The sequence below is a fragment of the Microbacterium testaceum StLB037 genome (genome assembly GCF_000202635.1).
In the GTDB taxonomy this organism is placed as follows: domain Bacteria; phylum Actinomycetota; class Actinomycetes; order Actinomycetales; family Microbacteriaceae; genus Microbacterium; species Microbacterium testaceum_F.
The window spans coordinates 1,005,630-1,020,546 of sequence record NC_015125.1; the positions used below are offsets into that span (position 1 = coordinate 1,005,630).

General features: G+C 70.5%; 8 protein-coding genes. 1 reads left to right on the plus strand and 7 read right to left on the minus strand.

Going from position 1 to position 14,917, the window contains the following annotated elements:
• Nucleotides 1-34: 34 nt before the first annotated feature.
• The 5 genes from MTES_RS04715 to MTES_RS04735 all read right to left on the minus strand — a co-directional run bounded on the left by MTES_RS04715 (nt 35) and on the right by MTES_RS04735 (nt 9,537).
• Nucleotides 35-5,983, minus strand: a complete 5,949-nt coding sequence (locus tag MTES_RS04715; protein ID WP_013584057.1) for an Ig-like domain-containing protein — start codon at nt 5,981-5,983, stop codon at nt 35-37.
• Nucleotides 5,983-7,116: a serine/threonine-protein kinase gene (locus MTES_RS04720; protein WP_013584058.1), complete on the minus strand. Its 1,134-nt coding sequence runs from the start codon at nt 7,114-7,116 to the stop codon at nt 5,983-5,985. Before MTES_RS04720 ends, MTES_RS04715 begins: the two co-directional genes overlap by 1 nt.
• A gap of 97 nt (nt 7,117-7,213) precedes the next feature.
• Nucleotides 7,214-7,876, minus strand: a complete 663-nt coding sequence (locus MTES_RS04725) for a spermidine/putrescine ABC transporter substrate-binding protein (protein WP_013584059.1) — start codon at nt 7,874-7,876, stop codon at nt 7,214-7,216.
• 82 nt (nt 7,877-7,958) lie between these two features.
• Nucleotides 7,959-8,450 carry a hypothetical protein gene (locus MTES_RS04730; protein ID WP_013584060.1) on the minus strand — a complete coding sequence of 164 codons (492 nt, stop codon included), beginning with the start codon at nt 8,448-8,450 and terminating at the stop codon, nt 7,959-7,961.
• Between the two features lie 10 nt (nt 8,451-8,460).
• A complete protein-coding gene (locus MTES_RS04735; protein ID WP_013584061.1) occupies nt 8,461-9,537 on the minus strand; it encodes a hypothetical protein in 1,077 nt (358 codons plus the stop codon).
• Between the two features lie 125 nt (nt 9,538-9,662).
• On the opposite strand from MTES_RS04735, the gene MTES_RS04740 reads away from it, so the two are divergent.
• Nucleotides 9,663-10,256: a hypothetical protein gene (locus MTES_RS04740; RefSeq protein WP_050901751.1), complete on the plus strand. Its 594-nt coding sequence runs from the start codon at nt 9,663-9,665 to the stop codon at nt 10,254-10,256.
• Here MTES_RS04740 and MTES_RS04745 read toward each other — a convergent pair.
• Both MTES_RS04745 and rpoC read right to left on the minus strand, forming a co-directional pair.
• A complete protein-coding gene (locus MTES_RS04745) occupies nt 10,234-10,857 on the minus strand; it encodes a hypothetical protein (RefSeq protein WP_013584064.1) in 624 nt (207 codons plus the stop codon). The two genes, MTES_RS04740 and MTES_RS04745, sit on opposite strands and share 23 nt — an antisense overlap.
• 148 nt (nt 10,858-11,005) lie before the next feature.
• Nucleotides 11,006-14,881, minus strand: a complete 3,876-nt coding sequence (gene rpoC, locus MTES_RS04750; RefSeq protein WP_013584065.1) for a DNA-directed RNA polymerase subunit beta' — start codon at nt 14,879-14,881, stop codon at nt 11,006-11,008.
• Between the last annotated feature and the right edge of the window lie 36 nt (nt 14,882-14,917).

Below are 14,917 nucleotides of genomic sequence, written 5' to 3' on the forward strand. Positions count from 1 at the left end.
GGGGGATGGATGCCGGGGAGTCGGGGGGGCTGTGTCAGGGCTTCGTGGGGGTTGCGGGCGAGCAGGTGCCGGAGACGTCGAGTGTTGCTCCGTCCAGTCCCCAGCCTTGCCCGGACCAGTCGACGACGACCGAGATGTTCTCGACGCGCACGGCACCGACGGGAACGCGATCGCTGCCCTCGGGACGGTCGATCTTGACCCCCTTCGCGTCGTAGTACACCGCCTTCGACGTGTTCGGCTTCATGACCGCCTCGTCGTTGCTCGAGCTCCACGAGAGGTCGAGGCTTTCGCCCGCGACACACGCACGAACCCGTGCGGCGGCCACGACCTGGTACGGCGCGCTCCCCTGGGCGGGTGTTACTCGACCCGTCTCAGAGGTGGTGCCCCAGAACCTGTGCTGGAAGTACACGCCGATACCCGGGTCACTGCCGAACACTCCACTGGGGAGGTTCGTGTACTTGACGTCGTTGTTGTTCGGCGGGGCATTCCCGGGCTCGATGTCCTTGTCGATGTACCAGCGCGCTTCCGTGCGTTCGTCCCTGACTTCGACGGTCGGCTTCGCGTCGACGCGGAAGGTGTACCCGCGCGGAGCCGCCCGATCCTGATCGACGCGGTGCGGCTTCGTCAGCGGGTCGGCGGAACCGTAGGTCTTGCCCTGGTACACCGAATCGACGCAGGCCGTGAAGGTGTACTCCTCGCCGTCCCTCTTGCCGGGGAACTCCCGGCGCGGCCCGCCGTCTCCCGTGCGGCAGTTCGTCCCCTCCACGATCCCGTAGCGGAGGTCGGAATCGGTGCCGTTCGGGCTGGCCGTCGCCTGCGCCACGATCGTCGTCGAGCCGTCGGACGCGGCACGCGAGGTGAGGGTCAGGTCGAGACCGGTCGGCCTGCCGACGCCGTGGGCGCGGAAGGTCAGGACACCGCCCTCGACCGTGCCGCCCAACCCCGGGGGGACGTCGAAGCGCGACCGCGGGGTCACGCGGACCTCGGTCGAGGAGTTGCTTCCGACCCGGAAACCCTTGATCGGCACGTCCTGCTGGTTGCGTCCCACGGAGACGGTCTGCGTCTCGCCCGTGCTGCTGCGGATCTCGAGGGAGCCGGTCTCGGCGGCATCCACTCCCTTGACCGTGATGTCCACGACGTTCCCGGAGCCGTCGTCGGTCACGGTGGGCGTCCAGTCCACGCTGTCGGGGCGCGGGGGCGGGTCGTAGGCCCACGCCGTCGTGCGCACGGACCCGCGCGATTCGCCCACATTGTTCACGGCCGTCACCACGTACTCGCGCTGATCGCCGTTCGGCGCCGCGATCGTCGGGCAGCCTCCGTCGGCCGCGCACTGGGCGACGACGTCGCCGCGGTAGCGCACCACGAAGCCGGAGAGGCCCGGGTAGGCGCGCCGCGCCTCGCCCGCATCGACGCGGAGGGTGACGGAGCCGTCGGCGTACGCGGACTGACGCACACTCGCGGGCGCTCGCGGGTACCCCTGGAGGTCGAGAACCACGCGCGCGTCGCGGGGACCTGCGGTGGAGCGACCCTGGGCATCGCGCAGCGTCACGCTCGCCGCGCAGGTGGCGCCGGGAGCGTCGCTCGTCCACGAGGCGGTGATGCTCGAGGCGGAGGCGACCGCGAAGCTCACGCCGGTGCACGTTCCCGTCGGGCGCACGCTCACGACCTCGAGGGGCGTGCGCGGGAGCGGATTGACCTCTCCGTCGGCGCCGACCACCTCGATCGGGCACGACGACCCGTCTGCCTGCGAGCATTGGCGCCCCGTCGTTCCCCCCTGCGGGAGGGTCGACGGGGCCGCTCCCACCCGCAGCACGAGGCGCGCGGGCGCGACGGCGTTGTGGCTCGTCACCGTGATGATCGCCGCGTTCTCGGTCCCGGGGACCGCGCGATCCGCGCCGGTGACGGTGACGGTCGATCCGTCGAGGGTGACGGACGAGAACGCCGAGCCGGAGTAGTCGAGCGCGTAGCGGATGCTGTTCCAATCCTCGCGGCCCAGCTGCCACGAGGTCATGTTGCGCAGGTCGAACGTCGCGGTCTCGCCCGGGCCGACGGTCAGCGATCCGGGTCGGAGCTCGGGTTGCGGGTTACGCGCCACCACACCGATCGGAACCGACAGGAGCGTCCATTCCTGCGTCCCCGCGATACGCACGGGGACGGTGCACACGTCGCTCCACGGCGATCCGGTGCCCGCGTCGTAGGTCACCCGGGTTCCCGAGATCGTGCAGCGCGCCTCGGCACGGGCGCCGCTCGTGGTGGCCTCCGTGCCGACCTCGAGGGTCGCGCGGCGGGGAACCGCGACGAGGGATGCCATGTCGAACTCGACCGACGAGAGTTCATCGACGCGCTGCGCCGCGTTGGGGCGGAGGGCGAGGGTCACGTCATCGTCGCCCGGGACGCGCAGGAAGGCGTAAGTGGTCACCTCGGCACCGTCGACCGTGCCGGTGACAGCGAAGGGGATGATGCGCCGGGTGGAAGGCAGGTCGCCCGAGAGGCGTCGTCCGTCGAGACGGACATCCGTGGGATTGCCCCAGAGCGCGACCCTCAGGTCGCTCACGTCGCCGCCCGACCAGGTCGCGCGCCCTTCGAGCACATCGACGCCCGTGGTGAAGTCGTCCCGGTCCTCGACCGTCAGCGCCGTGTCGGCCACCACCGGGTAGTCGGGCACGCTCTCGCGCACGACCTTGACGACGATGAGCCCCCTTCCGGTGTTCCCCGAGTCGGATGCCACGTCGTAGAGGAACGACATCGTCGCGGGAGCGTCCCCGGCGCGGATGACCACCCCGGTGTCGGTGACCGACTCGACCCGCTCCGCCAGTCGCGCGTACTCGGGGTTGTCCTCGCCGTCGGCGAGGGTCTGAGGAAGATCCGGACGGACCCCGGTGAGCGTCAGCCGGCCCTGGGTCGGGTCGATGTCGTTCGCGAGCGGGCTCACGCGGAGCCGGCTGTCGGCCCCCGCCTGCACCTGCACGTAGTCGGTGAAGGTGATCGGGCTCGGGTTGGCCTCGGCATCGAGGACGCCGATGCGCACGGTGCCCTCGCCCGTCGCTCCCGCCGTGTCGGCCACGCGGTAACGGAACGCCACCTGGCCGCGGTCTCCCGGCACCGACGAGTAGACGATCGAGAGCCCGTCGGGAGAGATCGCCGCGGTGCCCCGATCGGGCTGTGAGACGATCCGGTCGAGCGTCACCGCGTCGCCGTCGGGGTCGACCCCGAAGCTGCTGAAGGGGATCGTGGTCGTCCCCCCGCTCAACACCCGTCCCTGCAGGGTGTCCGGCACCGGTGCCCGGTTGGCGTCATTGCCGAGCACCGTGATGTGGACCGTCGCCTCGTCCCAGAGCGAGGGCGCCCCCGTGGTGTACACGCGGTACGTCACCTCGTACGAGCCCGGCGCGGCGGGTGCGAGGTAGCGCAGCACCCCGCCCGAGGCGAAGGCCAGCGCATCGCTCGCCGGCTGGGCGCTCACGCTCGCGGGATCCAGCGTGGGCCGTCCGCCGGCGGGGGACACGTCGTTGTCGAGCACGGGGATGTCGACCTGCGCCCCGGCGCGGACGGTGACCGTGTCGTCGACGGCGATCGGCGCGATCTCGGGGGCCGGGGGAAGGAGATAGACCGTCGCCTCGCCGGCGACCCGCGCGCCCTCGTCGTCGGTTCCGTCGCTCACGCTGTAGGTCACGGTCCCCAGGAGGCCCGCCTCCCCGCCGGCGGTGCTCCCCGAGACGCGGAGGTCGTTCTGACCGACGGTGTCGACGCTGAGCGAGGCTCCGTCCTGCGCCGCGGCGACGACGTCGCTCAGCAGGAGCACGCGTCCCGTGGGGTTCGACACGGCGGAGAACACGTCGAGTGTCGCGTCCTCCTGGGGGCGCACGAAAGCCACGACGGGAGCTGTCGCCAATTGCGCCGGCGCATCGGCGGCCAGGAGCGTGATGCGGGCGGTGCCCGTGGCATCCCGTCCCCCGTCCGAGACGGTGAAATCGACCCGGTACACCCCGGGCTGGGACGCGCTGAAGTCGAAGGTCGTGCTGCCGCCGACGACACCGGCCGTCGCCGCCGCGTCGTCGAGGACGCGCACGGAGCTGAGCGAGATGGCCCCCGCCGTCCCGGTCACGTGCGGCCCGACATCGACGGTGAGGCCCGATCCGACCGTGTCGACCACGGCGAACGACTGCACGGCGAGCTTCGGGTCGGGCGCGACGCGGATGAGCAGCGGTTTCGTCGCCACCGCCCCCGCCGTATCGGCCACGGTGACATCGAGCTGTACGGTCTGCTCGCCGCCCGACCCGTCGTCGGCGTGCTGGTAGACCACCTCTCCGGCGGGCGTCGAGGTGACGCTGCCGACGCCGCCGGGGTTGTCGACCGACAGCAGGAGCAGAGGGTCGCCGTCGGGGTCGACCCAGCCCGGGAGGACAGGAACCGTGATCGTTCCTCCGCGCGCGACCTCCGGCGTGGGCCACGGCTGCAGGCACTTCTCGACCCCGCACCAGACGGGAGCGGCGTTGGCGGTCTCGGGCGACACGGTGAGGGTGACGGTCGTCGGAGCCGAGGTCAGCCCGTCGGGCGTCGTGCCGTCGGTCACCGCGTAGGAGAAGGTCGCCGTGCCCGTCGCCTCCGGGCGGACGCGCACGGTGAGTCGCTGGTTGTCGTCGGTGAGGCTCAGTTGACCGAACCCGGGGTCGAGACCGGTGACGCTCTCGCCGACGATGCTCAGCACGTCCTCGTTCGGGTCGTGGTCGTTCAGGAGCACCGGAAGCGTGACCAGCCGGCCCGCTCTGACTCCGAACGCGTCGGGTTCCGCGATCGGCGGCTTCGGGTCGAGCACGACGCTGAGCTGCTCGTCGCTCTGGACGGCGGCCTGCTCGGTCCGGTCGTCGAGGCTCCAGTTCTGACTCGACGCCACGAGCGCCCCGTCGGGGACCGTCCACACCCACCCGCTGCGCGTCTCGTTGAGGATCACGGCGTGATCGGTCGCGACGAAGACGGGGCGTCGTTGGTCGGGAAGCGTTCCGCCCGCGTAGTCGAGCGAGGTCTCTCCCCCGTCGGAGCGCCACAGCGTGCCGCCCGCTTCGCCCGGGAGCAGCCACGCGGCGTACGCGACGCCTCCGCGGGACAGGGGTTTGGCGGGCTGGCCGAGCACCGTCTGGCCGGCGCCCACCTCGCGCTGCGGTCCGGAGCCGTCGGTGGGGATCGCCCAGAGGGACTGCTCGTCTGCGGCGTAGACGACCGCGCTCCCGGAATCGGGCGCACCGACGACCAACTGGTCGGCCACGGCGATGTCGACCGGATCGGTCCCGCGCACCCACACCCGCCCGGCCTCGGCGTCGACCAGGACCCAGGCATCGCCCGCGGCCGAGATCACCGGTGACGCGACGTCGGCGGTCAACGGGTCGCGGCCGCGCAGCTCATCGGCCGCGATGTCGTAGCGGATCACCGAGCCGTCGACCGACGAGTAGGCGAAGAGCATTCCACGGTCGTCGAGGGCGATGGCATCCGCGGTGTAGGAAGGCGTGTCGCCGCCCGCCGTGTCGAACGGATCGAGTTCGGATGCCGCCTGTCCGGCCTCGCTCAACCGCCCCGCGAAGAGCGTGCCGGTGTCGGTGCGGTACACGACGAAGTCGCCCGCGGTGACGACCGACGTGGTGCCGGGCGGGGTGTCGGGAGCCGACGCGAGCTGATCTTCCTGGAGGTTGACCGGCTGTGCTTCGTCGATGCGCGACAGCTTGCTGTAGCTGTCGGTGAAGAGGTAGGCCCCGTCCGCGCTCTGCGCGACCTCGCTCGGGTTGCCCGCGGAGCGCACCGTGTCGAGCTCACCGACGGAGGTGTTCACGCGCGCGTAGCGCTGACCTTCGCCGGTCTGCAGCGCCCAGACCGAGGTGTCGACCTCGGGCGTCTCCTGCGCGTCGAGCCCGGGCCAGACGACGCTGGCGGTGATGACGAGTGCCGCCGCGGCGAGGGTCGCCGCGAGCCCGGCGATCGTCCGCCGCTTCATCACAGCACTCCCGTGGCGTACAGCGCGGCGACGGCCACCGCACCGGCCGCCACGAGCGTCGCGCCCGCGAGGGCCCACGGCAGGACGCGATGCGCCGCCGGGCCGGGCGCCGAGATGTCGGTGTCCTCGTCGCGCGCGAGGCCGGTCACCCCGGAGCGGTCGCGGAGTTTGCGGCCCCCCTCGCGCTCGATCCTCGAGCGCGTCGGTCCGCGCAGGGCGGTGTCGGAGAAGTCCACGACCTGCGCCGACGGCGACCAGTCGGCCGTGGGCACCTCGAGCGTCGTCGCCGGGAGCCCCAGCTCGCTCTGGACGCGCTGCAGGTCTTCGCCCAAGGCGCGCGCGCTGGGGTGCCGGTCCTGCGGGTTGCGCGACATCGCGCGCGCGAGCACCGCCTGCAGCGAGGGCGGCACGTCGGTGCGGGCGATCTCGGTATAGGAGGCGCGCGCGATGCGGCGCCGCAGCTGCTCACGAGAGTTCTGTCCGCGCTCCCGGCGCTCGAAGGGGCTGTGCCCGGCGAGCAGCGAATAGACCGTCGCCCCGAGGCTCCACACCTCGCTCGAGACGGTGCCGGCCGTCTGCTCGGCGATGACCTCGGGAGCGCTCCAGGGAACGGACATCGCGAGCATCTCGTCGGCGTCGTGGCGCACGAGCGACGACGAGATGCCGAAGTCGGCGAGCACCGGGGCGCCGAACGTCGTGACCAGGATGTTGCTGGGCTTCACGTCGCGGTGCACGAGTCCCGCGTGATGCGCCGACTCGAGCGCGCCCGCCATGCGGACACCGATCGCCAGAACCTCAGCGAGAGGCATCCGCTCCACCCGATAACGCTGCGAGAGCGAGCCGGGGCAGTATTCCATGACGATGTACGGTCGCCCGTCCGCCGAGATGCCGGCCTGATAGACCGTGACGATCGAGGGGTGCGCCGACAGGTGCGCGAGCACGTCGGCCTCGGCGTTGAACATCCGTAACAGGTCGGGGTCACGCACGTCGCTCGGCAGGACCTTGACCGCGACCTCGCGCCGCGGCATGTCCTGGCCGTACAGGAAGACGTCGGCGAAGCCGCCCGACCCGAGAGGCCGGATGTACGCGAGTCCGGGCAGGATCGGAGGCGACGAGGGCAGGCGCTGCGCCATGGTGCCCCCTCCCGAACGACACGCCCGCGCCTAACCGGGCGGACAACCCGGCAATGCTAACAAAGGCACCTCTCGATCCTCGGGGGTGTGCATAACCTCACGAGGACGCCGTGCCGGGGTCACGGGGGTCGAACGGCGCGTCGAGAGAGCGGGTCAGCTCGTCCAGCATCGCCGCGACCTGCGGCTCGACGTACTCCGCGATGGCCGCCTGGATCCGCAGCCGGTGATGCAGGAGGATCGTGCAGACCTCGCGCCCGATCATGTTCGCGTAGTCGTCGGCGAGACCGACCTCCTGCCGCAGCGCCGCCTTCGCGGCATCCGACAACGGGGGAAGCGCCGGGATCACGGCGTCCTCTTCGGCGGCCAGGCCCGTCAGGGTGAACAGGAACGGAGCGCCCGGCTCGGGCTCGGGGTCGAGCGGCAGCCCCTCGAACTCGGGCTCGAGGCCCTCGGAGGGGCGGTAGGAACGGCGGCGGTTCCGCTCGGCCTGCTGGTCGAGTTCGGCTTGCAGCATGGGGAGGTTGCGCGCGGTGTACTCGGCGACGGCGTGGTCCACGATCGCCTTCACCCGCGTCGACAGACCGTGCTGGACGCCGTGGGGCACGTCGGCACCGAGGCCCGCGGCCGAGAGGACGGGCGAGCCGAAGCACCGTCGGCAGGGCGCGACTCGGCCACGATGGTTCGCCGGCTCCCACCGGGGCAACCACCTCAGCCAGGCGTCCACCGCCTGGCCGACCTGGGTCTCGAGCGACCGCTCCACACCCCTACGCTAGCCCGACACGCCCGGGCAGCGGGGATCCGCGTCACATCCGCGCGTCACGCCCGCGCGTCACATCCGTGCGTCACGATCGGGGACCGTCCTCTTCCTCGTCCTCCCAGGTCCACCGCGGTCGCTCGGTCCGCACCCGTACGAGGAACACCCCGAACACCCCGGACAGCAGTCCCGCGCCGGCGAGCACCGCACCCGGCCACCCGAGCGCCACTTCTCCGGCCGCGGCGATCGCCCGGGCCGGATCCGAACCGCTGAACACACCCCCGATGACGATTCCGGCGAGCTCGCCGACGTACACCCCGAGAGCGCACGGAACCGCGGTGAGGTACCCCGGTGGATCCGCTCGAAGTCCCCAGAACAGGATGCCGGCGAACGACGCCGTGGCGACCACGAGGCCCAGGACCCCGGGGATGGGGCCGAGACCCGTCACCGGGATCACGTCGCTGTCGAAGACCAGACTCGCGACCCCGAGTCCTCCGATCGCGAGAGCCACGAAGGTCACGGCAGCGAAAACGACGGCGACCGGCGGGGTCACCCCCGCCGGTCGCGACGCATCGGTCATGGCATCCCGCTCAGACGACGGCGACCTGCGGGCCGGCTTCGAGGGTGCGCTCGTACTCGCGCTGCGCCTCGTCGTTGAGCTCGGTCACCCGGCGACCGCGGCGCGCCACCCAGGCGCCGAACCAGATCGTCAGTTCGCGGCCGAGGACGAAGGCGACGATCGCGAGCGGGGCCAGCACGTTCTCGCCGAGGAGGTCGACGCCCTGGCGCGCGGTCAGCATCCAGAACGGCGCGGCGAAGAGCGCGCCCAGGAGGTGCCCGCCCCAGGCGATGACGCCCACGACCAGGCCCCAGACCACCCAGTGTCCCCAGCGACCCCGGTTGATGAGGGCGCCGAGGAACCAGAAGCCCAGGTAGAAGGCGATCGTCGGCACCCACAGGCCCCAGGTGGCCAGCACGGAGAGAGCGGCGTTGGCCAGACCCGCCACCTGGAGGTCGCCCGTCAGCAGGCGGAGGCCGAGGGTGGCGGCGAGGTAGAGGACGGCGAAGCAGAGCGCCGCGAGCAGGCCGATCGCGCCCGCCGCACCGCGGTTCCCGCGCGGGCGGGGCGCTTCGGGGGCCTGCACGAAGATGGGCTGGTTCGCGTACGCGTTCGGCGATGCAGCCGGGGCGGCGTCGGACGCGCGCGTGTCATACGCGGTGGTGGATGCCACCGGGGTCGAGGACGCTCCCCCGGCCGCGGCACCGGCGGCGACGGCGCCGCCGGCTGCGGCGGCTCCGGCCGTGGAGGTGTCGCCCGCGGCGTCGTATCGCTGCGTAAGCGCGTCCGTGGCCGGCGCGGTCGTCGTCTCGGGCTCCGCGGAGGCGGCGTAGGCGGCCCAGCGGGCGTCCTCGTCGTCGGGGTCGTGGGCGACCGTCGGGGCGACGGGCGACGCGTCATGCACGGTCGCCTCGGCGGGCGTCGACGAGGTCGTCACGTGGTTCTCGTGCTCGCGCTCGTCCCACGCGGCGGCGGCCTCGGCGGGGTCGACGGCGTCGCGCTGGGCGGCCTCCGCGTCGGCGAGTCCCTCGTGGGCCTGCCCGACCACGTCGTGCGCCTCGTCTTTGGGCTCGTCGACGGGGTTGCCGTACGACTGGGGGTCGCTCATCGGGGTCTCCTCACGCGCGCAAGTATCTGCGGCGTCAGGCTAACCCGCGCACCTCCCCGTGCCGCGCAGGCGTGCCGTCGTGTGTCGGTCTCGACCGTGTCGGTGGGGGCATCTAGGGTGACTGCATGCCCCGTCGCGTGTTTCGTCCGGCCGGTGCCGCGTTGTTCGCGGTCGCGGCGGTGCTCGCGCTGAGCGCGTGCGCTCCGGATGGCGACGGTTCCGCAGCGCCCACGTCGCCCCCGGCGGAGTCCACTGCGGCGCCGACCGCGACCCCGATCCCCACGATCACCCCGACGGTCGCCCCGGTGGCGATCCCCGCCGACTGCCGCGCGATGTTGTCGGCCGACGTGCAGGCGCAGTTGGCATCCATCCCCCTGAACGACCCGTCGGTCGGCCCCTCGGGCCCGCAGTCCGACGGCTCGCTGATCTGCGTCTGGCGCGATCCGGGTGCCGACACGACCCAACTGTCGACGCGCATCACCCGCGTCGACCGCGGGCCTGCCCTCGACATGCTCAACGAGCTCGTCGCGACGCAGGGGTTCAGCTGCTACACCCCCGACGACGGCACGCGGTGCGAGAAGACCTGGATCAACGACAAGTACCCGGTCAACGACGGCCGCACGCTGTTCTACCGCGACGACGTGCTCATCGACACGCAGTACTCGAACCTCGCACCGACCGGCTACACGGCCAGCATCATCGCGTCGATCTTCCGCTGACCGGCTCCTCGCCGAACGCACAGGATGCCACGACCGCGGCGTAGTCGTCCGGCATCCAGTTCGTGAGGGTCGAGGACACCCAGCGGTCCCCGCGCAGATCGTGCACTTCGACGACGCCGCCCGACGCGCGCTCGCAGTGAGCCGTGTCGCCGGAGACCTGGCATCCGAAGCCCTGCGACGACAACGTCGCCTGGACCGCCGATGCCCCCTCCGGCGTGACGGTGGACACCGTCGTCTCGAGGGACCGACCCGCACGACCGCGCCAGTGGCAGGTGACGACGACCGTCGCACCGGATGCCGCGACGGCTTCGGGCGTCGATGCGGCGGGCGTCCGGCGCTGCGTGAGGAGGTTGTCGCGCGACCACACCAGGGACGACCACAGCTCCGGCGTGTACAGCTCGCCGCAGGTCGCCGCCGGCGTCCGAGAGGGCTCCGGTGTCGCCGTGGGAGCAGATCTCGCGGCGCGGAGCGTGTCGCCGACGAACGTCACGGCACCCGGGACACCGGGGAGCGCCAGCACGATCAGAACGGCGACCACGACGGTGCAGATGATGCCCGCCGGCCACGCGATCCACGCGTTCCGACCACCGACTCGAGCCATCCGTTCCTCCCCGTCCACGGTATGCGCACTCCCCCGACGGTCCCGTCATCCGACACGCCGCGGACGCGAGACGTCGCGTCGCCGAAACGCCGCGGACACGACGAAGGCCCCCGGCGTGAGCCGAGGGCCTTCGTTCGGGACGAGTCCCTTAGTTGTAGCTACCGGGCGTGAAGTCGTCCGTCGTGAAGCTGTCGAAATCGACGTAGCTCAGGTCGGCGTCGGAGTACGCACCGTCGGAGGCGAAGATGCGGTTGGGGTATCGCTCGCTCTTTGCCTCTTCCGTCGCCTCGACGGTGACGTTGCGGTACTTCGACAGGCCCGTCCCCGCGGGGATGAGCTTTCCGATGATGACGTTCTCCTTGAGGCCGACGAGCGGGTCGCTCTTGCCCTCCATGGCCGCCTGCGTCAGGACGCGGGTGGTCTCCTGGAACGACGCGGCGGACAGCCACGACTCCGTCGCGAGCGACGCCTTCGTGATACCCATCAGCTCGGGACGACCGGACGCGGGACGCTTGCCCTCGCCGACCGTCTCGCGGTTGATGTTCTGGTACCGCTTGAAGTCGACGAGCTCACCCGGGAGCAGGTCGGTGTCGCCGTGGTCGACGACGGTGACCTTGCGCAGCATCTGGCGCACGATGACCTCGATGTGCTTGTCGTGGATCGGCACACCCTGCGAGCGGTACACGCCCTGGACGCCGTTCACGAGGTACTTCTGCACCTCGCGGGCACCCTGCACGCGCATGACCTCCTTGGGGTCGAGCGTTCCGACCTGCAGCGGCTCGCCGACCGTGACGTGCTGGCCGTCCTCGACCAGGAGCGTCGCGCGCTTCAGGACGGGGTAGACCACGGGCTCGTCGCCGTTGTCGGGCGTGAGGATGACCTTCTTGGCCTTGTCGGTCTCGTCGATCGTGATGCGACCATCCGCCTCGGCGATCGGCGACGCACCCTTGGGGGTACGGGCCTCGAAGAGCTCCTGCACGCGGGGCAGACCCTGCGTGATGTCATCGGCCGACGCGGACCCACCGGTGTGGAAGGTACGCATCGTCAGCTGGGTACCGGGCTCACCGATCGACTGGGCCGCGATGATGCCGACGGCCTCGCCGATGTCGACGATCTTTCCGGTGGCGAGCGAACGGCCGTAGCACTTCGCGCAGACACCGACGGCCGAGTCGCAGGTAAGCACGGAGCGGACCTTGATCGACTCGATGCCCCCCTCGACCAGCTTGTCGATGAGCACGTCGCCCACGTCGTCGCCGGCCTCGGCGAGAACGGTGCCCTGCGCGTCGACGACAGCGGTCGCCAGCGTGCGGGCGAACACCGAGTTCTCGACGTTCGCGTCCTTGACCAGCGCGCCGCTCGAGTCGGCTGCGGCGATCGGGAGCTCGAGGCCCTTCGACGTGCCGCAGTCCTCTTCGCGGATGATGACGTCCTGCGAGACGTCCACCAGACGACGCGTCAGGTAACCCGAGTCGGCCGTACGGAGGGCCGTGTCGGCCAGACCCTTACGGGCACCGTGGGTCGCGATGAAGTACTCGGCGACCGACAGACCCTCGCGGTACGAGGAGATGATCGGACGCGGGATGATCTCACCCTTGGGGTTGTTCACCAGGCCTCGCATACCCGCGATGTTGCGGATCTGCAGCCAGTTACCACGGGCGCCCGACGAGACCATGCGGTTGATGGTGTTGTCGGCGGGGAAGTTGTCCCGCATCGCCTTCTGGACCTCGTCGGTGGCCTCGGTCCAGATCTTGATGAGCTCCTGACGACGCTCGGCGTCGGTGGTGAGACCCTTCTCGTACTGCGCCTGGACCTTCGCGGCCTGCTTCTCGTAGCCGCCCACGATCTCCGCCTTGTTCGGCGGGGTGAGGATGTCGCTCAGCGCCACCGTGACACCCGAACGGGTGGCCCAGTAGAAGCCGGCGTCCTTGATCCGGTCGAGCGATGCCGCGACCTCGACCTTGGGGTACTCCTCCGCCAGCTTGTTGACGATCTGCGAGAGCTTGCCCTTGTCGGCCTGCTCGCGGACGAACGGGTAGCCCTTGGGGAGCGTCGCGTTGAAGATCGCCTGACCGAGCGAGGCGTCGACGAGGCCGTGCTTGTCGTAGCCCTCGGGCGCCTGGCCCTCGAGGAACGTCAGGCCGGGGATGCGGATGCGCGCCTTGGCCTGCAGGTCGAGGGTGCCCTCGTCCTTGGCCAGGATCGCCTCGCCCACGGAACCGAACGCACGACCCTCGCCCGCCGCACCCTCCTTGAGGGTGGTGAGGTGGTGCAGACCGATGATCATGTCCTGCGAGGGCAGGGTGACCGGGCGGCCGTCCGACGGCTTCAGGATGTTGTTCGAGGCGAGCATCAGCACGCGGGCCTCGGCCTGAGCCTCGACCGACAGGGGCAGGTGGACGGCCATCTGGTCACCGTCGAAGTCGGCGTTGAACGCCGCGCAGACGAGCGGGTGCAGCTGGATCGCCTTGCCCTCGACGAGCTGGGGCTCGAACGCCTGGATGCCGAGACGGTGCAGGGTGGGTGCACGGTTCAGCAGCACGGGGCGCTCGCGGATGATCTCTTCGAGCACGTCCCAGACCTCGGGACGGTAGCGCTCGACGGCGCGCTTGGCGGCCTTGATGTTCTGCGAGTGACCGAGGTCGATCAGGCGCTTGATGACGAACGGCTTGAAGAGCTCGAGGGCCATCTGCTTGGGCAGACCGCACTGGTGCAGCTTCAGCTGGGGTCCGACGATGATGACCGAACGACCCGAGTAGTCGACGCGCTTTCCGAGCAGGTTCTGGCGGAAACGACCCTGCTTACCCTTGAGCATGTCGCTCAGGGACTTCAGGGCGCGGTTGCCGGTACCGGTGACGGGGCGACCACGGCGACCGTTGTCGAACAGTGCGTCGACGGCCTCCTGCAGCATGCGCTTCTCGTTGTTGACGATGATCTCGGGGGCACCGAGGTCGATCAGGCGACGGAGGCGGTTGTTGCGGTTGATCACGCGACGGTAGAGGTCGTTCAGGTCGGAGGTCGCGAAGCGGCCACCGTCGAGCTGGACCATCGGGCGCAGCTCCGGCGGGATCACCGGAACGACGTCGAGCACCATCGAGGCCGGCGACATGCCGGTCTGCAGGAACGAGTTGACGACCTTGAGGCGCTTGATCGCGCGGATCTTGCGCTGACCCTTGCCCTCGGAGATCTGCAGGTGGAGGCTGTCGGCCTCGGCCTGCAGGTCGAAGGTCTCGAGGCGACGCTTGATCGACTCGGCACCCATGTGGGCCTCGAAGTACTGGCCGAAGCGGTCCTGGAGCTCGTGGAAGACGTCGTCCTCGGGCTTGAGGGCGCCGACCTCGAGCGTGCGGAAGTCCTCCCACACGCGCTCGAGCTTCGCGATCTGCTCGTCCGCGTTCTTGCGGGCGGCCGTCATGTCCTTCTCGGCGGCGTCCTTGACCTTCTTCTTCTGGTCCGCCTTGGCGCCCTCCGCCTCCAGGGCGGCGAGCTCCTCCTCGAGCTTGGCCAGGCGCGCGGCGATGCGGGCATCGCGGCGGTCGCCGAGCGTCTTCAGCTCGAGACGGATGTTGTTCTCCTGCGTGGCCAGGTCGCGGTGACGAGCATCCTCGTCAACCGAGATCACCATGTAGGCGGCGAAGTAGATGACCTTCTCGAGGTCCTTCGGCGCCATGTCGAGCAGGTAGCCCAGGCGCGAGGGCACGCCCTTGAAGTACCAGATGTGCGTGACGGGCGCGGCGAGCTCGATGTGGCCCATGCGCTCACGGCGGACCGAGGACTTGGTGACCTCGACGCCGCAGCGCTCGCAGACGATGCCCTTGAAGCGCACGCGCTTGTACTTTCCGCAGGCGCACTCCCAGTCGCGGGAGGGTCCGAAGATCTGCTCGCCGAAGAGGCCGTCCTTCTCGGGCTTCAGCGTGCGGTAGTTGATCGTCTCGGGCTTCTTGACCTCACCGAAGGACCAACGACGGATGTCGTCGGCGGTGGCCAGACCGATACGGATCTGATCGAAAGTGGTTGATTCGAGCACTGGTTCTCCTGTGTCGGAATTCTCTGAAATCTGAGC